Origin of the sequence: Sheuella amnicola, from assembly GCF_010499255.1 — a bacterium.
GTDB lineage: Bacteria > Pseudomonadota > Gammaproteobacteria > Burkholderiales > Burkholderiaceae_B > Zwartia > Zwartia amnicola.
In genome coordinates, this window is the sequence record NZ_JAAGRN010000002.1 from 72328 (window position 1) to 96764 (window position 24437).

Genomic DNA, 24437 nt, shown 5'->3' on the forward strand with positions numbered 1-24437 from the left:
ATGTTGAGATGCCCATGGTGCGAAGGCTTTGATCTTTATCGCCACTATCACGATACGGAATGGGGTGTGCCATTACACGACAGTCGTGCTTTATTCGAACTATTAATTCTTGAAGGAGCACAAGCTGGACTATCCTGGTCCACTGTACTGAAAAAACGCGAAAATTACCGTCAAGCTTTTGATCGCTTCGATCCTGAAAAGATTTCACGATACGATGATCAAAAAATATTCGAACTGATGAATAATTCAGGCATTATTCGAAATAAACTCAAAATCGCTGCAACAATCAAAAACGCTAACGCATACCTGAATTTAAAAAATAATGGACATCAATTCAGCGATTTTGTGTGGCAATTCGTCAATCACAAACCGATACAGAATAAACGCTTGAATTTGAATGATGTTCCTGCGCGGACGGCCGAGTCCGACGCCATGAGCAAAGCACTACTGAAAGCGGGATTCAAATTTGTCGGGTCTACGATATGCTATGCCTTCATGCAAGCCTCAGGAATGGTAAATGATCACCTAGTATCATGTCATCGCTATCCGGCGGTGGTAAAAATGAAATAAGGCTTTATCTAAAATTCGATGCTTCAAAATGAATGTGTCATAGGTAATTTTACGAAACGGAGTTTTGCGATGGCGAAAAAAACAGTAACACCCACCAAAGTCGAAATCAGAAAAATTCTTGCAATTAAAGACAGAATTAATATCGATAAAAGCGATCTGGCAAAGTTGCTTGGAGTCAAAAAGATAAAACGTCTAAAGATGCAAGATGATTTTATTTACTGGCTTGAGTCGGCGATTCGCCACAAAGCCATCGTAGATGATGAGGCCGGCGAACACTATAAGTTCTATCTTGTATCCGATGAGGCGGTTTCTGCCAAATTAGCCAAAAAGCACAATGATTTTGGTTTCGCATTAACGTTTGATGAAGAGCTAATCGATGACTTTATCGATGCGGCAGTGATCTTCGACGAAATCATGGAAATCAGGGTTGCCCAGCATGATTGTTTTACAAAACACACTGAATTCATGAATACGCTGCAAGGTTGGGGACTGGATCCCAAAGCGCTCGAAAAATTCGGAACTTCGATGTCCAAAATCAGTCATGAGTATGGACAAAAGCTGATGGAAAAAAGCTATGACATCCTGAATGACGGACTGGTCAGCACATGGTAAACATGGAAAATATCTGGGGATGATATTGAAAAGTCACACTTTTAGTTTTGGCTCAAAAGATGCATTGATTGTGATCGATGTACAAAATGGTTTTCTGCCCGGCGGCAATTTAGCAGTTACTGACGGCGATCAAATTATTCCGATTATCAATCGACTTGCACCCAAATTTTCCAATGTCATACTGACGCAAGACTGGCATCCCGCCGACCATATTTCATTTGCAAATCAACACCCGGGTAAAAATCCATTTGACATGATTGAATTGCCTTATGGACAACAGACCTTATGGCCATCGCATTGTGTTCAGGGCTCGGATGATGCCGCATTTGCAACCGATCTTCACATTCCGCACGCACAGCTCATCATACGTAAAGGTTTTGATCCACAGGTCGACTCTTACTCGGCGTTTATCGAAGCTAATCGATCCACTCGCACCGGACTGGCCGGATACTTGAATGATCGCGGCATCGACACCCTATATTTGTGCGGTTTAGCAACTGACTTTTGCGTTGCTTTTTCGGCGATCGATGCCGTTAATCTTGGTTTCAAAACTACCGTCATTGAAGATGCGTCTAAAGCGATCGATTTAAACGGATCCCTTGCAACCGCCTGGCAAAACATGCACACAGCAGGAGTCCGGCGGATTCAATCGAGTGATCTTTCAACATGAACTTTTCGGGCTTTCAGGGTTCGATTACTTTCATCGGACTGTTGGTCTTATCAAACGTCTTCATGACATTTGCTTGGTATGCACATTTGCGCAATCTGTCTGAAAAGGCCTGGTGGATAGCAGCGTTAGCAAGCTGGGGGATTGCCTTTTTTGAGTATATGTTGCAAGTCCCTGCCAATAGGATTGGGTTTGAGCACTTTTCGCTGGGGCAACTCAAAATTGCTCAAGAAGTAATCACACTGGGCGTGTTCATACCTTTTGCCGTTTTCTATATGGGCGAACCTTTCAAAACCGATTATCTGTGGGCGGGGCTTTGCCTGATGGGCGCGGTTTACTTTATTTTCAGAAATTAAAAGCACAACTCGCCCTAAGTCTGACAGTTTAATCTTCGTCTATCGAATAAACGAGTGCGGCGGACTTAAGCTGCCCACTGAAAGAATAAAATCTTTCATTGTCATCTCTGGTGACAGGCTTGGGCATGTCTTTAGAGCTCAATACGACTTGATCGCCAAAAACTCCATTTAGTCTCACCCAGCAACGGCGGTACAACTCGACGAATGAACCGCCATCGTCAGTCTCGAAATCAAATAAGTCGCGATCCATCACTTTTGTCTTGCGCAGATCTATGCTCAAACTTTTATGAATCTCGACGCGGCTACTGCTGATATTCATTCCGTCTTCGACTGGCAATTTGATTTCAAGCCGATCCAGCCGAATGTGAGAATTCGTGACATCGAATGCATCATCGGCTGAATAATAGCAACGGACTTCGGAAATATTCCATTCATTTTTTCCAACCCCTAACACTGAAAAGCCATCGATATCATCATCGACATCCGCTTCTCCATCATCATTTTGCGTTGCGTCAGCTATTTGTGTCGGATCAAATCGCCCAAGGTAATAGGTCGCAACCATCTTCGCATTAAAACTCGACAATGGGTTCTTTCGGTTGACCTTTACCGATACGCCGTCTTTGCTTGCGTCGTTAAAATTCCCCAAAAACCACAGCCCACCATTATCTGCACACTTGACCGGCTTATATTCCGAATTGCATGCTTTTACATACATGCGCTGTGCAATAAGTGATGATCCTTGCTCAAAAATCAACGCAGACCTCCAGATACTGCTCTTTTTATTCACGCCATTTACGATCAAAATCGTCACTTTGTCTTGTACCGTCAACTTGACACTTTTAGCGACTCTGACTTCGCCTTGAATGACATAGGTCTTACCTGCCTTAAGCGTACGGCTTCTTTTGATGTCTTTATTGATGACTTCGATCAATTTCATGTTGACTCACTCCTATTGGGCGCAAAGCCAAGGATTTTTTCGAAAATGCTTGATTTCAAACTGCTCGACTTGCTGCATATACGATTGCGTCAATTCGATTTCATCGACGCCTTTCAATAAACATTCTCGCCAAAATGGATCGATTGGAAAAGTATGATTCTCCAATGTTCCATTGCCCACCGTCCATGCAACCATCTGATTCTCAAGATCTATTGTCACGCTTAATCCGGCATTCGATCGTTGCGCATTGTCCAACAACCCTGCCACAACATCTTCGGGCAGTTGAATCGGAAGCAAGCCATTCTTCAAACAATTACTAAAAAATATATCTCCAAAACTGGGCGCAATAATGGCCTGAAACCCCCGATCCACAAAGGCATAAACTGCCCCCTCCCTAGAGGATCCGCAGCCGAAATTTTGCTCTGCCACCAATATGGTCGCGGATTGAAAAACCGGCGAATTCAAAACAAAATCGTCACGCAAACAATCATCGTTGAGGTGACTTAAGTCATGAAACAGAAAATGCCCGTACCCACCCGGAGCTTGACGATTCATTTTTAAAAATCGATCTGGAATAATTTGATCAGTATCGATATTTCTTCCCCTCAATGGGGCGGCGATCGAATTAAATGCACGAATTGGCTTCATGACAAAGTAACCTCCACCGGATTCGTTAAGTACCCGGTCAATGCGGATGCTGCCGCAACAGCAGGACTTACCAAATGGGTTCGCACGCTCGGCCCTTGCCTACCAACAAAGTTTCGGTTACTTGTGGAAGCGACTCGTTCACCGGGGTGTGCAACATCTCCGTTAATCGCAACACACATCGAACACCCGGATTCGCGCCACTCCAGTCCGGCACTCATAAAAACCTGATCCAATCCCTCTGCCTCCGCTAGCATTTTGACAAGCGTTGACCCAGGGACAACGATTCCCGGCACTTCCGCACGACGCCCTTTAAGAACTTTTGCCGCTTCCCGTAAATCCGATAAACGAGCGTTCGTACAGGATCCGATAAAAACGCGGTTGATTTTGATCGAATTCATGGGCTGACCCGCAGAGAGCCCCATATAATCCAAAGCCGCAATGGCCGATGCGCGCTTTTGCGGATCAGCCATGATCGCAGGATCGGGAACGCAACCATCAATTGGCGCCGACATATCCGGACTGGTACCCCACGTAACCACGGGCATCATTCCGGAAATATCGATATCAAGCTCGCGATCGAATACAGCTAGCGGATCCGTCTTCAGGGTGCGCCACTCTCCTACCGCTTCATCCCATTGCGATCCCGTGGGACCGAAAGGCTTATTCTTCAGATACTCAAAAACCTTGTCATCTGGAGCGATGATGCCACAACGCCCGCCCGCTTCGATCGCCATATTACATAGCGTCAATCGCTCCTCGACGCTCATGTCGTCAACTACCTGGCCGGCAAACTCAATGGCATGGCCAACTGCCCCATCCGCACCGATTTTTCGAATAATCGCCAATACAATGTCCTTCGCGCTGAACCCAATGGAACGATCGCCGATGACATTGATCCTAAACGTCTTAGGCATGGCTTGCCATAGGGTTTGGGTTGCCATGACATGCGCACTCTCGGATTGACCAATGCCAAACGCAATCGCACCCAGCGCTCCATGCGTGGACGTATGACTGTCTGTGCATACGATCGTCATACCCGGAAGACTTATGCCCTGCTCTGGCCCTACGACATGAACGATCCCCTGGCCCGGATCACTCATCGAAAAATGCCGCACTCCTGCCCATTCCATGTTCCGATCGAATGACTGGAACATTTCTGCAGCCTCGGGGCTTCCCGCATCGCGCGCAAACCTGCTCTTTGTCGGAATATAGTGATCGGCCACGCCAAACACCTGCAAGGGCTTACGAACCGTCAGCCCTTTACTTCGCAATTGCCTGAAGGCATGGACCGAACCATCATGAACAATATGGCGGTCGATATAGATTAATGATGGGCCTTGCTCGCGGTTCAGCACGACGTGCCTTGCCCATATTTTTTCAAACAACGTCTGAGGCCGCGGTGTAGTTTGACTCACTTTTGACTCTGAATCCGAGGAATTGTTGTAAAAATCTTCCATTTATCCGTAAAGATACTGCATTGCGTGCTGATTGATGTGGTTTTTCAGGGATTTGAATTAATCTTTAATCCACATCGTTTAACCCGTTGCCCCCACACTTCAGAGAGACGCAATGTCTAATCGTTTATTCGCCATCATCGCCTTGGGCGTAGGCTTAATGTCCAGTGCGACTCATGGCTGGGCTCAGGAACCTACCGCTCAGGGATCAACGACGATAGAGACGATTAATGCCAATCAAAGGGCGGCACTCACTGTTCTGAAAGCCTATCACGACGCTCAACTCGACTATATCTCGGAAGATTATGACCGGGATGGCACGCTCGAATATGCCCAGAAAATCATCAGCACACCGGGGAAAAAAGACGGACTATATTGGCCGATCGGCCCACTTGATCCGATGAGCCCAATTGGTGAAATATTTTCGGAAGCGAGTGCGACAGGAGCGCTGGAGGGCAAGGGTTACTATGGTTATCACTACCGCATATTGACGGCCCAAGGCATACATGCGCAAGGCGGTTCAATGTCTTACATCGTCAAAGGACACATGACGAAGGGATTTGCATTGATCGCCTGGCCTGTTACATACGGAAAAACCGGAGTGATGACATTTATGATTAGTCAGGCAGGGCAGGCATTTCAAAAAAATTTGGGTCCTGGCACCTCCGCAACCGTTAAGCAAATCCACTCTTACAACCCTGACAAATCCTGGCAAAAAGTGGACTTCCCGGACGACTAGACCAATAGGCCATGTCGTAACATTCGAAACAAGTACCGGTCTCGACATGAAACTGCAATATAGATCAAGCAGAATATCGACATGATGATATTGATCAAGCTCTTCCGACATGTACGTTGTGTCTGCGCTTTTGCAACATTACTGTTAATTACCCTGCCCTCATCCGCAACCCGCTATGCTTGCGATTCCGGATCATCTGCCGATCAGAGTACGATCGAAATTCATTTCAGACATTTTTTCAAGCAGCCTGTCGGTCCGTCCGGCCTTGAATTCACCGACTCCATCCGACAAGCGAATGGAAAGTCTGTTTGCTTAACAGGTTATATGGTCAAACAAGAGACCTCTGTTGCCGGAAGATTTATTCTTGCTCCCCTCCCTATCGAAATGCACGAACACTCGGATGGTGAAGCGGATGACTTACCTGCTTCGGCCATCATCGTTTATTTGGATGAAAGTCAAAAAGATCTAGCGATTCCGCATGAAGCAGGGCTACTCGCTGTCCGAGGTATTCTGGCAGTGGGTCGTCATGAAGACGAAGACGGACGAGTTTCATGGGTACAACTCAAACTGTTTCCTGATCAGATAAAACTTCACGGTGATAAATGAAATCCCTATTTCCGAATCTTTGGCGTGATGTTCCAAACATTGGATTAAGCTTGCTGGCTGCGCTGACAACCTTGAGTGCAGAAGCTCAACCGACAGTATCGCGCCTGACACCTCCAAGCGAACTATTTGCAAATCAACGACCCGTGCCGATCATTGCGCGATTCTTGCCAGATCAACGCTTCGATCTTCAAGCAACTATTCGTCCCGATGACGCCAGCAAAACGATTCGAAGTGCCGTCTTTTCGATTGATGGCAAAACAATTGATGCGACGATTTCGCTGAAAAGCTGTGAAGAAGGCTGCAAGCCCTCAATCCCCAAAAACGCAGCCATTGCGACGATTCGCGCATTCTCTGTCGATAATCCCGGCGCTCACACTTTTAGCGTAACGGCCACGCAAAGTGATGGTCAAACAGTCACTGCAACCGGAAACTTCGAAATTGTGCCGTTCGAGACCGGCGGAAAGAAAATCAAGAATATTATTTTTATGCTGGGCGATGGCATGGGGGCGTCCCACCGCACAGCAGCGCGCATCATGGCGGGCGGTTATGCGCAGGGCAAAGCGATCAATGGTCTTGTTATGGACAGTTTTCCTGTTTCCGGTCAAGTCAAGACGGCATCGTTGAATTCGATCGTGACCGACTCCTCCCCAGGCATGACCGCTTATGTTCTCGGCAATAAAAACGACAATAACGAGCAAGGCGTTTTTCCTGACGACACAATAGCGTTTTTCGACAACCCTCGTATTGAATACCTCAGCGAATATCTTCATCGTAAACAAAACAAAGCTCTTGGAATTGTCACGACAGCCGATGTGTTCGACTCGACTCCGGCCGGCAATGCAGTACACACCAGCAGCCGTTCTGCAGGCACGGGGATTGTCGATCAGTTTCTCGATGATCGGAGCCTGACTGGCCTGACTGTTTTGATGGGTGGCGGACGAAAATGGTTTTTGACTGCAGAGACAGTAGGGTCCGCTCGTAGCGCAAAAAACGACTATGCATTTTCTGAAACTGATCCGCACACTGCCGAAATCATCAAGCGCTGGAAAACATCTCCAGGAAAAATCGACATCAATCGCGACTTGATCGCTGATTTCAAAAATTCGGGTTTTCAGTACGCTTCCGATAAATCATCAATGGATGCTATCGATATTTCGAAAGCTCAAGGCATGCTTGGTCTGTTCGCATTTTCAAACATGAACGTTGCTGTCGATAAAATCGATGGTCGTCGTGGAGTCAAAAACGGCATCACCGGCTCCGTTGTTTCCGATTATGGACTGCCTGATCAACCGATGCTGGATGAAATGGCAGCAAAAGCAATCGCCCTTCTGGATAAAAAGAAGGATGGATTTTTCTTGCTGATCGAAGGGGCATCAATCGACAAACAAGCGCACGAAATGGATTCGGATCGATGGATGGTTGATCTGATTGAATTTGACCGCGCTGTTAAAGTTGCACAGGATTATGCAAAAAGTCGGGACGACACAATTGTCATTGTCACCGCGGATCATGAGTGCTCAGGCGCCGCCGTCGTGGGCGCATCTAAAGTCACCGATAGTCGCTTGCAAGAACTTATTCAACTTGGCGGACAGGAAAATGTTCGTGACAAAGTGGTTGGCATATATGAACAAGCGGGATTTCCAAAATATTCGATCGAAAAAGACGGCTATCCGACAACAACCAATATAGATCGCAGACTGCTCATCACTTATGCTGCAAATGCAGATAGGCATGAAGATTGGCGCGCCAATCCTCTACCGAATCAGGACGTTCAGCAACCATTCGTCAAGTCAGCGCCTCTGAATGCCTACCCAAAAAACTCATTGGCTCGAGACATAGAAGGTAAATTCCTGGTGACCGGGCAAGTGCCCGGTTCACGGGCAGTGCATACAGGAACGGATGTACCATTGTCCGCGTTTGGTCCGGGAGCATGGTCATTTACCGGCGTCATGGATAATACCGATGTTTTTTTCAAGCTAGCCCAGGCTTCGATACGTGGCGTAGTTCAACCCACCTGGGACAAATAAAACCAAGAGGGCAAGGGGAACAAACTTGATTACAACTCGGTGAGATAACGCTTGAGCGTTTCCTCTTCGGTTTCGGACTGAAGTCCGGTTTGTTCTCCAACCATCTGATTCATGGTCGGCAACCTTTTACGATCGATCCGGGCATCAGGATTCCATAAACCGGAACGCATGAATGCTTTTGCGCAATGCAGATAGGCCTCTTGCACTGTAATCTTGATCACTAGCTTGGGACGCCTGACTTCTGTTTGGCATATATCCAGATAGTGGGTATCCATACGCAACTCTGCAGCGCCATTCACCCTTAAAGTTTCATCCACGCCTGGTATCAAAAACAACATTCCAATTCGACCCGTCTCAATGATATTTTCAAGCGTGTCGAGACGATTATTTCCGGGAGAGTCTGGGAGCAGTAGCGTATGCGAGTCAACGATTTTGACAAAACCAGGCGCGCCGCCACGAGGCGATGCGTCAAGTTTTTTGTCCAGCCCGCTGCTTGCCAAAACCACAAAGGGAGACAGTTCAATATATCGTCGACAATGCACATCGAGTTCACTTTGCTGCTTTTTTAATGCTCTTTCTTTGGCCGGACCGTAAAGCGTCCTAAGCTTCTCAAGCGAATCGATATGCATATGCCTTGCCTGATCAGTTCATAGTGACAACGATTTTGCCGAAATGCTGATTCGCTTTCATGCGAGCAAAGGCATCGCCAATTTTGTCGAATGTATAGACGCTATCGATCGGCAAAGACAGTGAGCCCGATTTAAGCGAATCCTTCAGTGCGGCATCGGCCAGTCGAACAATTTCACGCACCTCTTCTACTGAACGCGTACGAAATGTGACTCCCGTGTACTTAATGCGTTTCATCGCATGTAAATCAAAGTCGAACTCAGCAAAGCGTCCTGCAAGCCTGCCTACGTTAACGATTCGACCCAAAACTTTACACGCTTCGAGGTTCTGATTTGCCATCGCACCAGACAGTTGGTCGATGATCAGATCAACCCCGACGCCGCCATTTGCCTCAATCGCCTGCTTGGGCCAGTCCGGATCACTATTGTCCAAAGCAACGTCAGCACCATATTGCTTAAGTTGAGCGCGACGCTCCGGATTGGATGATGTGCCGATGACTTTTTTGGCGCCAAGTGCTTTGGCTATCTGCATCGCCATCAATCCAACCCCTGAGGATGCTCCCTGGATTAAAACCGTTTCACCGGGACGCATTTCACCAACTGTGATTAAGGCGTTGTGCATAGTCTGAATGGCAATCGGTAACGTGACTGCTTGCTCGTACGTCATGGATGCAGAAGGTATGTGCATTGTGCGCCCCCAATCGGACACGGCATATTGCGCATAAGCTCCGGAACCGGAGCACATCACCCGATCACCCACTTTGAAGCCTTTAACATTGGCCCCCACCTCAACCACATCGCCTGCCCATTCCAATCCGGGAATGGTGCCCGCACCTCCTTGACTACCATGCATGCCGCCCGCGATCACTCCAAGATCCGCACGATTCAAACCACATGCTTTAACCTGGACAAGAACCTGATCTGCCGTCGGAACAGGGCGCGCCGCCTCGGTCAAATCATAACCATGGCCATTCAGTACAAGTGCTTTCATTTTTTTCTGTCCTTTTTATATCTGAAGATAATCAACCACATTAGCGGGTAGCCGATGTCAGACCGCCATCCACTACAATAGTTTGACCGGTGATATAGCGACTCTCGTCACTTGCGAGAAACAAAACAGTGTTGGCGACATCCCAAGCTTCGCCCATATGCCCTGCAGGGACCTGTTTATGACGATGAGCCACAAAACCTTCGTAGTCACCCTTGGCATATTTCTGCGCTAGACGTTCAACCAGAGGTGTAAACATCAACCCTGGCGCAACGCAATTCAGTCGAACATGACGATCAGCATAGATGACAGCGGTCGTTTTCGTCAGCTGTTGCATCGCAGCTTTACTAGCGGCATATCCAACTTGCGGCTTCCCTACATAAGCAATGCCAGCGACAGATGAAATGCTGACGATCGATCCACCACCTTGCTTTTCCATGATGGGCAAAACCGCCTTGCAACACAGAAATGCTGATTTGACGTTGACATCCATCTGTTCGTCCCAGGTTTCTTCGCTCATCTCGACCGGACCGCCCGGCTCCGAGCGGCCAACGTTATTGATCAAAATATCAATGCGGCCATACTTTTGCATGCAAGCATCAACCATCTTCTTGACGTCCTCTGCTTTGGTGACGTTCGCCGTCATGACTTCAGCTTGCCCGCCCTCTTCTTCGATGATTCTTTGGGTGTTTTTTGCAATTTCAAGATTTAAATCCACCCCAAACACTTTTGCACCCTGTCGCGCCAGCAACACGGCGATAGCTTTACCATTACCCCAACCATCGCCATGCGTACCGCACCCTGTGACTAATGCAACTTTTCCATCCAGTCTTAACATCCGAATCCCCTTTTTTACTTTTGCTCAACACCGGCCTGCTTAATCAAAGCACCCCAAGTGTTGTAATTTTTAACGATCAACTCCGAAAATTCCTTTGGAGACTGACTCATCACAACCTGCGTACCCAACGCCTCTAATTTTTGGGCGATGTCCGGATCTTTTAAGGCCTTGTTAATTTCATCATGTAATTTCTGCACAATTTCAACCGGGGTGCCCTTAGGTGCGACAAAGCCCAACCAAGCCCCCATATTGAAATCCGGGACACCCATTTCCTGCAAGGTTGGGATTGAGGGATCCAATTTAGCGCGATCGCTTGTACTGACGCCCAAACCATTCAGTCGACCGGATTTAACGTGCGGCAACGTCGTCACCAGCGTGTCGAAAGTCATATCCACATTGCCACCGATCACATCCGCTTGAGACTGGGTGCTTCCGGTATAGGGAACATGAACCATTTTCAGGCCTGTCTTTTCGAGTAGCATCGCCATCAGCAAATGACTGGTTGTCCCCATCCCGATAGATGAGTAGTTCAACTTGTCCGGATTTGCTCGCGCATACGCAACCATTTTTTCGAACGTATCGAGGCCTTTAGTCTTGTTGATAACAAGTAAATAAGGAAGCCACGATGTCTGACCAATCGGTGCGAAGTCATTTAACGCATCGTAATTGATGTTTTTTAGCAAATGCGGATTGATCCCCAGGGGTCCGGAGGCCGTTAAAGCAATCGAATAGCCATCAGGCTTCATCTTGACCAGCTCTCCGACCGCCAAACTGCCGCCAACACCTGGGCGATTTTTAACGATCACCGGTTGTCCCAACTCTTTACTCAGTCGCTCTGCAATTAAGCGCGCGACAGAATCGGTTGAAGTCCCGGGAGGAAATCCAACCAGAATCGAAATCGGCTTATCCGGATAATCTGCCGCGCGGGCGTTGCTCGCCACAATGGACAACATCATGATTAACAACGTCGAGACAAACACAAAGTACGTCCCACCTCTTCTAAAGCATGATTTGAATGCTGCAAACATTAATATCTCCCTCAATATATTTATATGATTTTTTACCATCCCTGAGAGGGATGGGATAGTTGTTCATTTTGCCTGACCGCGCACCAAAAGTGCGAATGCCTTCAGTACTGAAGGGTCGGCAGAATAAAAAACTTGAAGGCCCATGCCCGCACGCACAATTAAACGCGGGGCAATCAACCAGCTTAAATAGGGGACATAAATCAATTTAGCTTGCGTTATGTCCTTGATTTGAACTCGTTTATGCCAAATCCAGGTCTGCTCTATCGTTTCATGACTAATCTGCGTACGGCTTTTCAGCATCCAAAGCCAGACAATGACGGTGATCAATAGCGCCGAGCCGAAAAGAACGGCGGCACCTAGCGAAAAGTCAGCCCAAACGACGTCCCGAAGCGCCCCCGCACCCCAGACAAGCACTGCGACAACCAGCGCCGTTGAAAGTGCTTTGATCAAATGAGGAAATGCCGGGCCTGAAACGCTAGCCGGACCAGGCGACGAGTCTTCCCTTACTGCATCCGCACGCATCTGGATTACTTGCCGCCTTTGGACATATTTTCGATCAGACTATTCATCTGATCATCGTTTTGTTCTTCGCCCTGATTCAGATCGTTAGTAGGCAATTCGATTTTGATCGTATTCACATCAATTTCGACTTTCTTATCCAAGAACACTGTCACGGTTTGGGGGAAGAAAATCACGATCAACACGAGCATTAATTGCAGTATTACCCAAGGGATCGAACCGAGATAAATGTCGCGTGACAATACCTTGGCAGGCAAAGACCCTGCTTTGAACAAAGAGTCTGCGGAGCTGCGCAGATAGAACAAAGCGAATCCAAAAGGAGGATGCATGAAGCTTGTCTGCATATTGACGCACAACAACACGCCAAACCAAATCATGTCGATACCGAGTTTGTTGGCAACCGGCGCGAGCATGGGAAGAATAATGAAGGCGATTTCAAAGAAATCCAAAAAGAATGCCAGAAAGAACACAAATATATTCACGACCAGCAAAAAGCCAATCTGGCCGCCTGGCAACCCGGAAAGCATATGCTCAATCCACAGCGCTCCGTCGACCCCTTGAAACACCAGGGAGAACGTTCTTGAACCAATCAGAATAAAGACAACCATCGCAGTAATGCGCATCGTGCCGGTCATGCCTTCACGAATAATCGCCATATTCAAGCGACCATGAATCGCAGCAAGAATCAGCGCCCCAACCGCCCCCATTGCGCCAGCCTCTGTTGGCGTCGCAATCGCAGTGTTCATGCCGGGCAAACCGCCCATGCTGCCCAATACGGCAAAAATCAGAAATGCGGACGGAATGATTCCACGCAAACATTTTTTCCAGAGTTGCCAGCCTTCGAGGGTGCGCGCTTCGCGCGGCAGTCCGGGCAAATACGATGGGTACAGGCGGGAAAGCAAGAAGGTGTAAATCAGAAAAATCAGAACCTGAAGAATGGACGGCCCCCAGGCCCCTTTATACATATCGCCAACCGAACGTCCAAGCTGATCCGCCATCACCACCAAAACAAGCGAAGGTGGCACCAACTGGGTAATCGTTCCGGATGCGGCCAGAACCCCTGTCGCGTAACGCATGTTGTAGCCATAGCGCATCATCACAGGCAAAGAAATCATCGCCATCGCAATGACTTGTCCGGCTACAGTTCCGGTGATCGCTCCCAGGATGAAACCAACCAGAATGACCGAGTACCCCAATCCACCACGAATTGGACCGAACAACTGTCCCATGGAATCAAGCATATCCTCGGCCAACCCGCATTTTTCCAATACCGCCCCCATCAGCGTGAAGAATGGAATCGCTAGGAGTAGATCATTCGAAAGAATGCTGAAAATATTCAGCGGCAGGTTGTACATGAAACTGACGGGAAACCAGTTCATCTGGATTGCTATGAAACCACACAGCAACCCAAGCGCCGACAAAGAAAATGCGACCGGGAAACCAATCAGCATGATGATGACTAGCCCCACAAACATCAGGGGGGCGAAATTTTCCATACTCATTGCAGCGGCCTCTCGTAATGCAGATCCATCTCATACTGATGAGTCAACCAACCAACGCGCTTGATAATTTCGGATACACCTTGAAGTGACATCAGGGTAAAACCCAGCGGCAACAACATCATGGCGGGCCATCTAATCAGCCCGCCAGTATTGGGAGAACCTTCCTGGGATATATACATTCCGACAAACAAGGGCCAAGACAAGTACAGAAACAACAACATCGCAGGCATCAGAAAAAGGACCAGACCGAACAAATCGATGTATGCACGGCTTCGACTTTTAAGGGTTCCATAAATCACATCCACACGCACGTGCTCATTGACTCGCAAAACCTGAGCCGCGCCCAGCATGACGCAACCTGCAAACAGATACCACTGGATTTCGAGCCAGGCATTAGAGCTGTAATCGAACGCGTACCGCATCACCGCGTTACCGGCGCTAATCAGACTACAAAGCAGTACAGCCCATTTAGCAATGGTTGCGAACACATCCGTCACTCCGTCGACCAGACGGGCGAATGCAAGTAATAATTTCATTTCTTCTCCAGTGTCGGGCCGATGAACAGGACTTATCCGACGTTGCAAGAAAGTGCGCAACGGAGATCATAACGAAAAACGGGGATCTAACCCCGTTTTAACTATGAAGGGGTGGGATTACCCTGACGACTTGAGCCATTTTTCGGTCAAGCGGACAAAATAGCTTGCTCCGACCGGAATAATCGCATCATTGAAATCGTATGAAGCATTGTGAAGAATGCATGCCCCTTCACCGTGGCCCTCGAGTCGATGATGACCGTCGCCGTTACCAATAAAAGCATAGCAACCGGGACGGGCCAATAGCATATGTGAGAAATCCTCTGCGGTCATGACTCCCGGAAACTGGTCATCGACCATTTCCGCTCCAACAATCTCACGCATGACTTCTGCGGCGAAATGGGCTTCCTTCGGGTGATTAATCACCGGGGGAGAGGCTCGCCTGAAGAAGACCTCAGCCTCACACTCATATGAATGGGCTATATGGTTTGCCAGCGTGCGCAAACGAGACTCGATACGATCAAGCGCAGTTACGGAAAAAGTACGCACTGTCCCGCCGAGCCATGCCTCATCCGGAATGATGTTGGGTGCAACCGATCCGCTTAACTGCGTTACCGCAAGCAATGCGCGCTCGGTACTGGGAATAATTTTTGCGACAAGCCCCTGCAACGCGGTTGCCAGCGCCAATACCGGAGCAATCGGATCGATTCCAGTATGCGGCATCGATGCATGAGTGCCTTTGCCTTTGATAGTGATCTTGAAGGTGTTGCTCGAGGCCATAAATGCGCCATCGTTTAATGCAAACCCACCCACGTGACCAAGGGTAAAGTTGTGCAACCCAAACACGGCGTCACAAGGGAATCGATCGAAAAGACCGTCTTCGATCATTTTTTTTGCACCCGCACGACCCATCTCTTCAGCCGGTTGGAAAATGAAATTCACCGTGCCATCGAAAGAGCGGGTCTTTGCCAGGTGCCAGGCCGCAGCGAGAAGCATCGTGGTGTGGCCGTCATGGCCGCAAGCGTGCATTTGTCCATCATGAGTCGATTTATGCGCGAACTGATTCAGTTCCTGCAACGGCAGGCAATCCATATCCGCCCGCAATCCGATCGTGCGCGGACTTGAGCCGGATCTTAAAACACCCACTACACCGGTGCCGGCAATGCCACGATGAACCTCAATGCCCCACGCTTTCAGTTTGTTCGCAACGATTTCAGAAGTGCGGTGTTCATCGAAACCGAGCTCGGGATGAGCGTGGATATCTCTCCTGATCTCCACAAACTGGGAGTAATCGTCAAATGCATCTACAAGCTTCACTTTACTGAACCTTCGCGCCGGATTTCTTGACAACTTCAGCCATCTGGACGTCAGACTGTTTCAAAATATCGGCGAACTGCGCATTGGTCAGAATTTCGCTTTCAATACCCTGCTTGGCCAAACGCTCCTGAACAGCGGGATTTTTCAGAACGGTAGCCATAGCATCCTGGATCGAATCCAATACAGGCTTTGGAGTGCCTGCCGGCGCGAGCAAGCCAAACCAGGATGTGAACTCATATCCGGGTAAGCCCGACTCTGCCACGGTAGGCAGGTCAGGGATGAACTTGGAGCGCTTGGGTGAGGTGACTGCAAGCAGTTTGACGCGCTTGTCATCCTTAAACCCCAATGCCCCAACGTTAGCGGCAATCACGGCCTGCGCCCTTCCGGAAAGCACCTCGGTCACGGCTTCGCCGGTGGACTTGGTCGGAATGTGTTCCATCTCCAGCCCGGCACTGGCGGCGAAATAAGCCATAGAAAGATGGGTCGCGCTACCATTGCCGGCCGAAGCGTAATTGAATTTGCCGGGCGATGCCTTGACCAACTTGATAAAGTCCGCAACACTTGAAACCGGCAAATCACCCGGAACCATCAGAATGTAGCTCGCATTACCCACGTAAGCGGCGGGCGCGAAACTGGTCATCGGGTCATAGGACAAGTTGCCATATAAATACTTGGCAATCAGATGGCTTGCCGCGGCCAAATCCAATACCGAACCATCCGGTGCAGCCTTGGCCACCAGTGCAGTACCGATCGTACCGCCAGCTCCAGCCTTGTTTTCGACAATGACAGTCTGTTTCAATGCCGCGCCCAGTTCGTTATTCAGGCTACGCGCGAGCGTATCCTGAACCGCGCCAGCGGCAAACGGTACAACTATACGAGTCGTCTTATCCTGCGCCTGGGCCATACCGCAAACAAGCAAGGCCCCAAGAGAAATGTTCAGAATTCGGTGGATCAGGCGGTATGCGGACATGGCAACTCTCTAATAATCGATCAAAATAAGATCATATTAGAAATTAACGTTTGCTGCGCCCTTCAAGCCCAAAATCTGGCGAGCCTCGTCCGGAGTGGCGATCTCAAGGTTAAGCGCCTCCAGAACGGTACGAATGCGCGACACCTGCTCCGCATTCGATGCGGCAAGCTTGCCGGGGCCGATCCACAATGAGTCCTCCAGTCCGACTCGCACATGAGATCCCATGGCCGCTCCAATTGAGGCCAAGGGGATTTGATTGCGACCGGCACCAAGAATCGACCACTGATATTGGTCGCCAAACAAACGGTCGGCAGTTCGACGCATGTGCATCAAGTCTTCCGGATGCGGGCCGATTCCTCCCAGAATGCCAAATACCGACTGAATAAAGATCGGTCCCTTCACAAGTCCCTTTTGAACGAAATGCGAAAGGTTGTAGAGATGGCTGATGTCATAGCATTCAAATTCGAAACGCGTACCATTTTCGGCACCACGACGCAAAATGGTTTCGATGTCGTTGTAGGTATTTTTGAAGATCAGATCTCGACTGTTTTCGAGATGTTGGCGCTCCCATTCGTGCTTGAACTCCTTGAAACGATCCAGCATTGGGAACAGGCCAAAGTTCATCGATCCCATATTGAGCGATGCAACTTCCGGCTTAAACGTCATAGCTGGACGCATACGTTCTTCAACAGTCATATGGGGGCTGCCGCCGGTTGTAATGTTGATGACTGCATCGGTTGCCGCGCGGATTTTTTCCAGAAACGGGCGAAATAGCTCGGGATCCTGCGAAGGGCGTCCATCTTTAGGATCGCGCGCATGCAAATGAAGGATCGCGGCGCCGGCTTTAGCAGCATCGATAGCGGACTTGGCGATCTCGTCGGCAGTCACCGGTAAATTGGGGGACATGCTGGGCGTATGAATCGCGCCAGTCGCTGCGCAAGTAATGATGACTTTACGTGTAATGGCCATGATGAATCTCTCGTTTCGTAGCTTGAATGATTTACTTCGTGTTTTTTTCTGCCGCTTTCTTATGCGCAGCCAGTCCCATGAGCCTGCGATCGCGCCAGAGCCTGCGCGCCAACAACTGATCCTTGGGCAGAATCTTACGCCGGGCGGACTCCAACTTCTGAATCACGTCTTCAGACCAATGCGCAGTATCGGTTTGTTCAGTCGAGATCGATTGATACATATTATTGAATCGATGCGCGTAATCAGCCAAACCATCGGGCGCGTTCAAATCTATCGTTTCAAACGGCCCCATGAAAGACCAGCGCAAGCCAAGCCCTTCACGCACGGTCACATCCAGTCCATCTGCATCCACATACCCCTGTTCAACGAGACGGAATGCTTCGCGCAGCAAAGCGCCTTGCAAACGATTCAATATGAATCCTTCAAGTTCTTTGTAAATCTTGACAGGCTTTTGACCAACGCTTTCCATGACATCCCAGGTCTTTTGTACAACCTTTGCATCTGTCCAGGGAGCACCGCAAATCTCGACTACGGGAACAAGATAAGGAGGATTGACAGGATGCGCGATCAGGCAACGCGAACGTCCAGGCAGGTCTTCTGTAAATGCGGAAGCCGGAATGCTGGATGTCGAACTAGCCAAAACGCAATGCGGTGCCGCAATCGCATCCATTCGCGTAAAGATTTCCTTCTTCATTTCGACGCGTTCAGGAAGATTTTCCTGAACATAGTCGGCATCCTTCAGGACTTCTTCAAGCGTTGCGGCGCCACTAATTCTGGCGAGCAACCCCTTGGGGTCGTCGATCAACCCCGCCTCTTTCAAGTCAGCCACCTGGGTAGAAATCAACTTGATGGCAGCAGGCACCGCATCCGGATTACCATCCCAAAGTTTGACCGAATGTCCGCCTCTTGCGAAAACTATTGCCCATGCCTGACCGATTAGACCGGAACCTACAACTGCGATATTCATGCCGTTTCCCCTATCTCGTTTGTTTTAGCTCAATGCTTGTGTATATCCGTCCACAACCAATTCCTGACCGTTAACATGCCTCGCATAATCCCCGCTGGCAAATAACACCATATTGGCGATATCTTCCACTGACACCAAAGAACCCATCGCAGATTGCTTTTCGTAATCGTAAGCCACCTCTTGAACCGGTTTACCGAGGGATGCTGCTTTCGCGGCAATCACGGCGCGGATTCGCGGCCCATCAACCGCTCCCGGCAAAATAGCATTGACGCGAATTCCTTCGGGGCCCAACTCCAGTGCCAGCGATTTCGTGAAACCAACTACCGCCCACTTGGATGCGGCATAAGCCGATCTCCCGGGAAACCCCAGATGCCCCGCGGCGGAAGACAGATTAATCATGCTAGCCTTCGTGCCTTTGCGCAAGCGTGGCACAGCCAAGCGGGCACAAAGAAACTGACCCGTAATATTGACCGCAAGCGTGCGATTCCAGTCAGCCAGACTAAGCTGCTCGACTGTACCCGTCGGCCCGGCGATACCGGCATTGTTAATCATGACGTCTAGTCCGCCGAGCTGAGCATCAACCTGGGCAAACAGTTGTTCGACACTTTGTTCGTCCGCGACATCCGCGACCGTTGTCATGACGCCCGGTAGATCTTGTTGGACACGCTTGAGACTGGCCTCGTCGACATCGCAAATCAGAACCTTCGCACCGGACTGAATGAACCCCCTTGTAATCGCTAATCCGATTCCATTGGCACCTGCGGTAACCAAAACGCGCTTTCCTGCCAGAGAGCTTTCTTTAAGCAACATATTCATACCCATAATTTTTGACGACGAAATTCAAGATCTTTCAATAGTGGCAAAGCTTGGCCCTGATGCGAAATCCGACCGCGATCAAGCACCAAAGCCGTATCGGACAAGGCAAGGGTCAAATCGAGATTGTGATCGACAATCAGAATCGTTACCTTACCCTTCAGCCTCAAAATAGCGTTAAATACTTCCTCGGTCATTGCAGGTGACAGCCCCTCGAAAGGCTCATCCAATAACAGCACGCGGACATGGCCGGCAAGGGCACGTGCAATCGCAACCATTTGCTGCTCTCCGCCGGACAAGAGTTCGGCATTGACATCGTAACGCTCCCGCAACCGCGGAAAAATCGTGAAAATTTGCTCATCCGACCATGCATTTGAGCCAGGTTTGCCGCGTTTGAGTCGACCCAGCATCAGATTGTCGCGTACTGTTAGCCCTGGGAATAAGCGTCGGCCTTGAGGAACAAATGCGATGCCTAGTCGCGCCATTGTCTCCGGAACCGGCGTCGAAATCGTTTGACCATCTATCTGCACCTGACCCGCACCCAATCGAGCCATACCAATCAAGCTTTTCAATAAGGTCGATTTACCGGCGCCGTTACGGCCCAAAACAGCCATCACTTCACCCTCATGGGCTGAAAATGAAATTCCGGAAAGAATATGGCTCTTACCGTAATAGGCCTCTATGCCCTGCACATGCAATGCAACTTTGGAAGACACCTCTGTTGCAATGACAGTCTGAGCCAAGGCTTCAGTACCAGATCCGATGTAAATCTCGCGAACGCGCTCGTCCTTTTGCACCAGTTCGGAATTCCCTTCCACGAGAACCTGCCCCTGATTCATAACGGTGATGCAGTCGGCGATCGCAAAGACCCGGTCCACGTCGTGCTCGACCAGCAGCACACCGATTCGATCTCCCAGCGCGCGGATCAATTTACCGATTCTGTCCCTTTCGGCCACGGCCAATCCAGCAAGCGGCTCATCCAATAAAAGCACTGCAGGCGCAGATCCAAGCGCCAGGCCCATATCGACAAGTCTTTGACCTCCATAAGACAGATCCTCGGCAATGGCGCCCTCCATCCCTTTAACACCAAGAAATGCCGCCAGTTCCTGAGTCTCACTTTGAACTTGCTCGACCTGCTCCACGCTTCTTAGCAGTGAAAACCTTGCAGGGTTTCTGGCCAGTACGGACAACATCAAGTTTTCTCGAACGCTTAGGCCTTTAAACAAGTTCGTAATCTGGAAGGATCTCGAAATCCCCGATGAACAAATAACGTTGGGCGGCTGCCCGGCGAGGTCATGCCCTTTGAATCGAACAGATCCGGAGTCAGGCGCAAACATTCCGGACAATAAATTGAAAAATGACGTCTTGCCCGCCCCATTCGGACCAATCAAAGCGTGGACACCGTGCGCTGAAATATGGGTGCTCACATTCGATACGGCAGCAATACCGCCAAATCGTTTACTGATCCCGACCACCTCAATGGACTCGTTAAGATGCTGCGGTAAAAATGAAGGGAATGCCCCAACTGTTGGCGGAGTATTTCGGGCCGACATCGCTGCTTCTGTTTCCTTGGGTGGACGCAACATATGCCAGACCCGTTGCCCGATGCCTGTCAGCCCCGAAGGCGAAAACAATATGAACAAAATAAAGACAAGACCGAAATACAGGAGCCAGTTCTCGGTAAACATCGAGAGGTATTCCCGGAACAGCACAAAAAACAACGCACCAAAAATCGGGCCCGCATAACTGCGCATACCGCCTATCAATACAATCGCCAACAACTCGCCCGAAAATGCAACCGACAAGCTTTCAGCGGATGCAATACGATGGTTCAACACTGACAATCCACCTGCCAAGCCTGTCACAGTTGCAGATACGACAAAAGCCAACAACTTGTAGGACATGACCGGATAACCCAGAAACCGGGTTCTGACTTCATTCTCGCGAATCGCAACCAGAACGTGCCCAAATGGAGAGTTTTTAAGCCTCAACAAAAAAGCTGCGATTATGAAGGCAATCATGGCAACAAAGGCATAAAACACCAACGGTTGGTCTAGCGATATTCCGGCGATCGATCGTCGTTCGATTCCGCCCAACCCGTTTTCCCCGCCAGTTAGGGCGGTCCACCGAAAAGCAACCGTAAAACACAAAGCACTAAAGGCAAGCGTCAGTAAAGAAAAGTACACGCCGCGTCTACGCAGGACAAGTGCCCCGATTAGGACCGCAGCCAACGCAACGAGCACTACACAAATCAGCAATGGCTCAACAATCGAGTTCGGAAAGAATCTGAGTTGAAAAATGGCTACCGCATAAGCACCAATACCGAACCATGCACCATGGCCGAAGGAAACCAACCCGGTATTTCCCAGCAAGACATTGAGTCCGAGCCCCACTACGGCAAGCAAGACGCACTCGATCGCCGAAGTCACCGTCAAGCCGCCGGCTTGCAGCAAAAACGGCAAAACCACCAAGCCTAGTAAAACAAATGTCAGAGTTTTTATTTCGTGTTTCAACATGATTTATTCAAGCCTTTCCATGCGTTCGCCCATCAAGCCTCGCGGTCGTATCAACAATATGACCAGCATCAGCAAGTAGAGCGAGGCCTCCGAGGCCGGTGGAAAGAAATAGGACGTCAGGCCGCGAATCACGCCAACTAACAGCGCGGCAATCACAACGCCCCAGAAACTACCCAAGCCACCGATTACAACCACGACGAAAGCGGCAGTCAGTATCTCCTGCCCCATCGCGGGATGCACTCCTGTTATAGGTGCGAGCAAGGCTCCGGCCAAGCCAGCCAGACCAATTCCAATTCCGCAAACCGCTGTCAAAACAGGCGCCAGCGAAATCCCGAGCGCACGCACCATGTCAGGGTCGTTAATCCCGGCACGCACAACCTTACCGAACGATGTTTTGCTCAACAGCCACCAAGTCGCTAACAATGCGATAGCGGCAACACTTAGCATACCGATACGGTAATAAGGGTAGATAAAATCGCCAACAATCAACTGTCCGCGACCAAATGAAGGGATTGAAAATTGAACCGGCGAGGCGCCATAAATCATTCGCAAACCCTGCTCGATCACCATGGCGAGTCCGAAGGTGAACAATAGGCTCAAAACGGGATCGGCACGATAAAAACGCCTCAAGAAAAGACGTTCGACGACCATGCCAAGTACTGCAACCAAAATCGGGGACGCGACATAGGACGCGCCATAGCCCAGATGCTGCGTCAACGTCACCATCAAATACGCGCCAATCGCGAAAAAAGCGCCATGCGCCAGATTCACGATTCCACCCAAACTAAAGATGATGGATAGACCGAGTGCGATCAACAGATAATAGAAGCCAAGCAAAAGTCCATTGACTACTTGCTCGGCGATGAAGACAAGCTCCATACCCAAGGGAATCTCCAGGCTTTAACAACAGCCGCGCACACCATGCGCACGGCTGTTCGAACTACGCAGATCAGGCAAACTTACAAGCGTTTTCCTGCTGGCTTGGCGCTAGAACCTCGAGACTTTCCGAAGGTTCGGGTACTGGAGCGCTCGTCTGCATGATGTCCCACTTGCCCGCCTTTTTGTCCGGATTGGGCGAGACGGTGTACATCTCGAACATCAGCTGATGGTCCCATGGTCGGAAATACCCCTCTCTGGCGCGCAGCACATCGAACTTGACTCCACTTTCGAGGTATTGGATGACCTTCATGGTGTCATCTGATTTGATCGCATTCATGGACTGGGCCAGGATCTTGATCGCAAGATAATCAGCCACCCCCTGATTGTCCGGAGGACGGTTAAAGCGCTTGGTGAAGGCTTGGACGAATTTCTGTGCCGAAGGCGCCTTGACCTGATGGGTCCAGATAATTGGCCAAGTGCCACTAAACCCCTCTGCGCCGGCACCCCAAATGCTGACGGAATTCAAGTCGGCCCCGGCAAGCGGGAAGGGAATCTTGAACTCGTTATATTGCTTCATGAAATTGGTCGTCTGGTTACCCGCCAGATTACTCATCACGAGGTCGGGTTTTTGCTGCCGAATCTTCAAGATCATTGCGCTGTATTCGGTCGCATCCGTCGGAATCATGTCGTTCGAGATAAAAATCCCGCCATTGGCATCCATGAACGCCTTGGTCTTTTCGAACAAATCATGTCCAAACGCGTAGTCAGCGGTGAACGCCATCCAACGCTTGCCTTTGACCATGTTTTCGCGCTGCAGGTAGCGACCGATGGTGCGAACATACATCGTGTTATTGGCTTCTGTGTGAAACAGATACCGGCTGCAGTTCTTTCCGCGTAGCTCATCGGAGTTGCAACCGGTTTGGAAAAACATTTTTTGCGCTCTGGTTGCCACCTGTGAAATCGCCAAACCAGACGCCGAGCTGATTTCTCCAACCAGCGCATACACATTGTCACGCTCAACCATGCGCTGCGCCTTGCTGGATGCAGTTTGAGGATTGACACTGTCTTCTGCAAGCAACTCGAAAGGACGTCCCAGCACTCCGCCGGCCGCGTTGACTTCTTCCACCGCCAGGGTCGCCCCCATAACAGCGTACTCACCCATCGGCCCCAAAAATCCCGTTCTGGGAGTCAGATGGCCAATTTTGAAAGAGGCCGGCTGAGCGCGGACGAATGCAGGCGCCACTACCCCCAGAGCCGCAGCCCCGGATGCACCCAATACGATCTGACGGCGGGATTTGGAAATTGGTTGTTGCTTGCTCACGGTTGTCTCCATCGCAAAGTTTATGAACAGGCTGT

General features: G+C 49.7%; 25 protein-coding genes. 7 read left to right on the forward strand and 18 right to left on the reverse strand.

Translation table 11 applies throughout. From position 1 onward, the window contains the following. The 4 genes from G3I67_RS02890 (at nucleotide 1) to G3I67_RS02905 (ending at nucleotide 2205) form a co-directional block, all read left to right on the forward strand. Nucleotides 1–570, forward strand: coding sequence for a DNA-3-methyladenine glycosylase I (locus tag G3I67_RS02890; RefSeq protein WP_163651493.1), 570 nt, complete (start codon nucleotides 1–3; stop codon nucleotides 568–570). Nucleotides 571–639: 69 nt separating this feature from the next. Next, nucleotides 640–1182, forward strand: a complete 543-nt coding sequence (locus tag G3I67_RS02895; protein ID WP_163651494.1) for a hypothetical protein — start codon at nucleotides 640–642, stop codon at nucleotides 1180–1182. A gap of 25 nt (nucleotides 1183–1207) precedes the next feature. Beyond that, nucleotides 1208–1852: a bifunctional nicotinamidase/pyrazinamidase gene (gene pncA, locus G3I67_RS02900; protein ID WP_235931647.1), complete on the forward strand. Its 645-nt coding sequence runs from the start codon at nucleotides 1208–1210 to the stop codon at nucleotides 1850–1852. After that, complete coding sequence (locus G3I67_RS02905; protein WP_163651495.1) at nucleotides 1849–2205, forward strand: DMT family protein; 357 nt, start codon at nucleotides 1849–1851, stop codon at nucleotides 2203–2205. The genes pncA and G3I67_RS02905 overlap by 4 nt, the downstream gene beginning before the upstream one ends. A gap of 28 nt (nucleotides 2206–2233) precedes the next feature. On the opposite strand, the gene G3I67_RS02910 is transcribed toward G3I67_RS02905, so the two are convergent. The 3 genes from G3I67_RS02910 to leuC are packed head-to-tail and all read right to left on the reverse strand — an operon-like array spanning nucleotide 2234 to nucleotide 5205. Further along, complete coding sequence (locus G3I67_RS02910) at nucleotides 2234–3142, reverse strand: hypothetical protein (RefSeq protein WP_163651496.1); 909 nt, start codon at nucleotides 3140–3142, stop codon at nucleotides 2234–2236. A gap of 12 nt (nucleotides 3143–3154) precedes the next feature. Beyond that, nucleotides 3155–3790: a 3-isopropylmalate dehydratase small subunit gene (gene leuD / locus G3I67_RS02915; RefSeq protein ID WP_163651497.1), complete on the reverse strand. Its 636-nt coding sequence runs from the start codon at nucleotides 3788–3790 to the stop codon at nucleotides 3155–3157. Continuing rightward, on the reverse strand, nucleotides 3787–5205 hold the full coding sequence (gene leuC, locus G3I67_RS02920) for a 3-isopropylmalate dehydratase large subunit (RefSeq protein WP_311197038.1): 1419 nt from the start codon (nucleotides 5203–5205) through the stop codon (nucleotides 3787–3789). The genes leuD and leuC overlap by 4 nt, the downstream gene beginning before the upstream one ends. 154 nt (nucleotides 5206–5359) lie before the next feature. Here leuC and G3I67_RS02925 point away from each other — a divergent pair, with 154 nt between their 5' ends. The 3 genes from G3I67_RS02925 (at nucleotide 5360) to G3I67_RS02935 (ending at nucleotide 8616) form a co-directional block, all read left to right on the forward strand. Continuing rightward, entirely contained in the window at nucleotides 5360–5983 is a 624-nt protein-coding gene (locus tag G3I67_RS02925) for a DUF2950 family protein (protein WP_163651499.1), read from the forward strand. Nucleotides 5984–6064: 81 nt separating this feature from the next. Next, a complete protein-coding gene (locus G3I67_RS02930; RefSeq protein ID WP_163651500.1) occupies nucleotides 6065–6589 on the forward strand; it encodes a hypothetical protein in 525 nt (174 codons plus the stop codon). Further along, nucleotides 6586–8616 carry an alkaline phosphatase gene (locus G3I67_RS02935; RefSeq protein WP_163651501.1) on the forward strand — a complete coding sequence of 677 codons (2031 nt, stop codon included), beginning with the start codon at nucleotides 6586–6588 and terminating at the stop codon, nucleotides 8614–8616. Before G3I67_RS02930 ends, G3I67_RS02935 begins: the two co-directional genes overlap by 4 nt. A 29-nt stretch (nucleotides 8617–8645) precedes the next feature. Here the strand turns inward: G3I67_RS02935 and G3I67_RS02940 are convergent, their stop codons facing one another. From G3I67_RS02940 to G3I67_RS03010, 15 genes are all read right to left on the reverse strand, one after another. After that, nucleotides 8646–9245, reverse strand: a complete 600-nt coding sequence (locus tag G3I67_RS02940) for a pyridoxamine 5'-phosphate oxidase family protein (protein ID WP_163651502.1) — start codon at nucleotides 9243–9245, stop codon at nucleotides 8646–8648. 13 nt (nucleotides 9246–9258) lie between these two features. Continuing rightward, a complete protein-coding gene (locus tag G3I67_RS02945; RefSeq protein ID WP_163651503.1) occupies nucleotides 9259–10233 on the reverse strand; it encodes a quinone oxidoreductase family protein in 975 nt (324 codons plus the stop codon). Nucleotides 10234–10273: 40 nt separating this feature from the next. Beyond that, the gene (locus G3I67_RS02950; protein ID WP_163651504.1) at nucleotides 10274–11068 is read right to left on the reverse strand and encodes an SDR family NAD(P)-dependent oxidoreductase; all 795 of its coding nucleotides are present in this window, start codon (nucleotides 11066–11068) and stop codon (nucleotides 10274–10276) included. Nucleotides 11069–11082: 14 nt separating this feature from the next. Beyond that, a complete protein-coding gene (locus G3I67_RS02955) occupies nucleotides 11083–12096 on the reverse strand; it encodes a Bug family tripartite tricarboxylate transporter substrate binding protein (protein ID WP_235931649.1) in 1014 nt (337 codons plus the stop codon). Between the two features lie 63 nt (nucleotides 12097–12159). After that, nucleotides 12160–12618: a hypothetical protein gene (locus G3I67_RS02960; RefSeq protein WP_163651505.1), complete on the reverse strand. Its 459-nt coding sequence runs from the start codon at nucleotides 12616–12618 to the stop codon at nucleotides 12160–12162. Nucleotides 12619–12623: 5 nt separating this feature from the next. Continuing rightward, the gene (locus G3I67_RS02965) at nucleotides 12624–14117 is read right to left on the reverse strand and encodes a TRAP transporter large permease (RefSeq protein WP_163651506.1); all 1494 of its coding nucleotides are present in this window, start codon (nucleotides 14115–14117) and stop codon (nucleotides 12624–12626) included. After that, nucleotides 14114–14653: a TRAP transporter small permease subunit gene (locus G3I67_RS02970; protein WP_163651507.1), complete on the reverse strand. Its 540-nt coding sequence runs from the start codon at nucleotides 14651–14653 to the stop codon at nucleotides 14114–14116. Before G3I67_RS02970 ends, G3I67_RS02965 begins: the two co-directional genes overlap by 4 nt. A gap of 117 nt (nucleotides 14654–14770) precedes the next feature. Beyond that, the gene (locus tag G3I67_RS02975) at nucleotides 14771–15967 is read right to left on the reverse strand and encodes a M20 aminoacylase family protein (protein ID WP_163651508.1); all 1197 of its coding nucleotides are present in this window, start codon (nucleotides 15965–15967) and stop codon (nucleotides 14771–14773) included. A 1-nt stretch (nucleotide 15968) separates the two neighbouring features. After that, complete coding sequence (locus tag G3I67_RS02980; protein ID WP_163651509.1) at nucleotides 15969–16937, reverse strand: tripartite tricarboxylate transporter substrate binding protein; 969 nt, start codon at nucleotides 16935–16937, stop codon at nucleotides 15969–15971. Nucleotides 16938–16973: 36 nt separating this feature from the next. Further along, nucleotides 16974–17906 (reverse strand): 3,5-dioxohexanoate:acetyl-CoA acetone transferase, encoded by a 933-nt coding sequence (kce, locus tag G3I67_RS02985; protein ID WP_163651510.1) that lies wholly within the window; start codon nucleotides 17904–17906, stop codon nucleotides 16974–16976. Between the two features lie 31 nt (nucleotides 17907–17937). Beyond that, entirely contained in the window at nucleotides 17938–18873 is a 936-nt protein-coding gene (locus tag G3I67_RS02990) for a 3-hydroxyacyl-CoA dehydrogenase (protein ID WP_163651511.1), read from the reverse strand. Between the two features lie 24 nt (nucleotides 18874–18897). After that, nucleotides 18898–19680, reverse strand: a complete 783-nt coding sequence (locus G3I67_RS02995) for an SDR family oxidoreductase (protein ID WP_375539296.1) — start codon at nucleotides 19678–19680, stop codon at nucleotides 18898–18900. A gap of 5 nt (nucleotides 19681–19685) precedes the next feature. Beyond that, nucleotides 19686–22202, reverse strand: coding sequence for a branched-chain amino acid ABC transporter ATP-binding protein/permease (locus G3I67_RS03000; protein ID WP_163651513.1), 2517 nt, complete (start codon nucleotides 22200–22202; stop codon nucleotides 19686–19688). A gap of 3 nt (nucleotides 22203–22205) precedes the next feature. Then, nucleotides 22206–23081 (reverse strand): branched-chain amino acid ABC transporter permease, encoded by an 876-nt coding sequence (locus tag G3I67_RS03005; protein WP_163651514.1) that lies wholly within the window; start codon nucleotides 23079–23081, stop codon nucleotides 22206–22208. Between the two features lie 70 nt (nucleotides 23082–23151). After that, a complete protein-coding gene (locus tag G3I67_RS03010; protein ID WP_311197039.1) occupies nucleotides 23152–24402 on the reverse strand; it encodes an ABC transporter substrate-binding protein in 1251 nt (416 codons plus the stop codon). Nucleotides 24403–24437 lie beyond the last annotated feature (35 nt).

Coding starts and splice junctions, on each gene's coding strand:
- G3I67_RS02890 (WP_163651493.1), top strand. CDS start 1: ATGTTGAGATGCCCATGGTGCGAAGGCTTTGATCTTTATCGCCACTAT.
- G3I67_RS02895 (WP_163651494.1), top strand. CDS start 640: ATGGCGAAAAAAACAGTAACACCCACCAAAGTCGAAATCAGAAAAATT.
- G3I67_RS02905 (WP_163651495.1), top strand. CDS start 1,849: ATGAACTTTTCGGGCTTTCAGGGTTCGATTACTTTCATCGGACTGTTG.
- G3I67_RS02910 (WP_163651496.1), bottom strand. CDS start 3,142: ATGAAATTGATCGAAGTCATCAATAAAGACATCAAAAGAAGCCGTACG.
- leuD (WP_163651497.1), bottom strand. CDS start 3,790: ATGAAGCCAATTCGTGCATTTAATTCGATCGCCGCCCCATTGAGGGGA.
- G3I67_RS02925 (WP_163651499.1), top strand. CDS start 5,360: ATGTCTAATCGTTTATTCGCCATCATCGCCTTGGGCGTAGGCTTAATG.
- G3I67_RS02930 (WP_163651500.1), top strand. CDS start 6,065: ATGATGATATTGATCAAGCTCTTCCGACATGTACGTTGTGTCTGCGCT.
- G3I67_RS02935 (WP_163651501.1), top strand. CDS start 6,586: ATGAAATCCCTATTTCCGAATCTTTGGCGTGATGTTCCAAACATTGGA.
- G3I67_RS02940 (WP_163651502.1), bottom strand. CDS start 9,245: ATGCATATCGATTCGCTTGAGAAGCTTAGGACGCTTTACGGTCCGGCC.
- G3I67_RS02945 (WP_163651503.1), bottom strand. CDS start 10,233: ATGAAAGCACTTGTACTGAATGGCCATGGTTATGATTTGACCGAGGCG.
- G3I67_RS02950 (WP_163651504.1), bottom strand. CDS start 11,068: ATGTTAAGACTGGATGGAAAAGTTGCATTAGTCACAGGGTGCGGTACG.
- G3I67_RS02955 (WP_235931649.1), bottom strand. CDS start 12,096: ATGTTTGCAGCATTCAAATCATGCTTTAGAAGAGGTGGGACGTACTTT.
- G3I67_RS02960 (WP_163651505.1), bottom strand. CDS start 12,618: ATGCGTGCGGATGCAGTAAGGGAAGACTCGTCGCCTGGTCCGGCTAGC.
- G3I67_RS02965 (WP_163651506.1), bottom strand. CDS start 14,117: ATGAGTATGGAAAATTTCGCCCCCCTGATGTTTGTGGGGCTAGTCATC.
- G3I67_RS02970 (WP_163651507.1), bottom strand. CDS start 14,653: ATGAAATTATTACTTGCATTCGCCCGTCTGGTCGACGGAGTGACGGAT.
- G3I67_RS02980 (WP_163651509.1), bottom strand. CDS start 16,937: ATGTCCGCATACCGCCTGATCCACCGAATTCTGAACATTTCTCTTGGG.
- kce (WP_163651510.1), bottom strand. CDS start 17,906: ATGGCCATTACACGTAAAGTCATCATTACTTGCGCAGCGACTGGCGCG.
- G3I67_RS02990 (WP_163651511.1), bottom strand. CDS start 18,873: ATGAATATCGCAGTTGTAGGTTCCGGTCTAATCGGTCAGGCATGGGCA.
- G3I67_RS03000 (WP_163651513.1), bottom strand. CDS start 22,202: ATGTTGAAACACGAAATAAAAACTCTGACATTTGTTTTACTAGGCTTG.
- G3I67_RS03005 (WP_163651514.1), bottom strand. CDS start 23,081: ATGGAGCTTGTCTTCATCGCCGAGCAAGTAGTCAATGGACTTTTGCTT.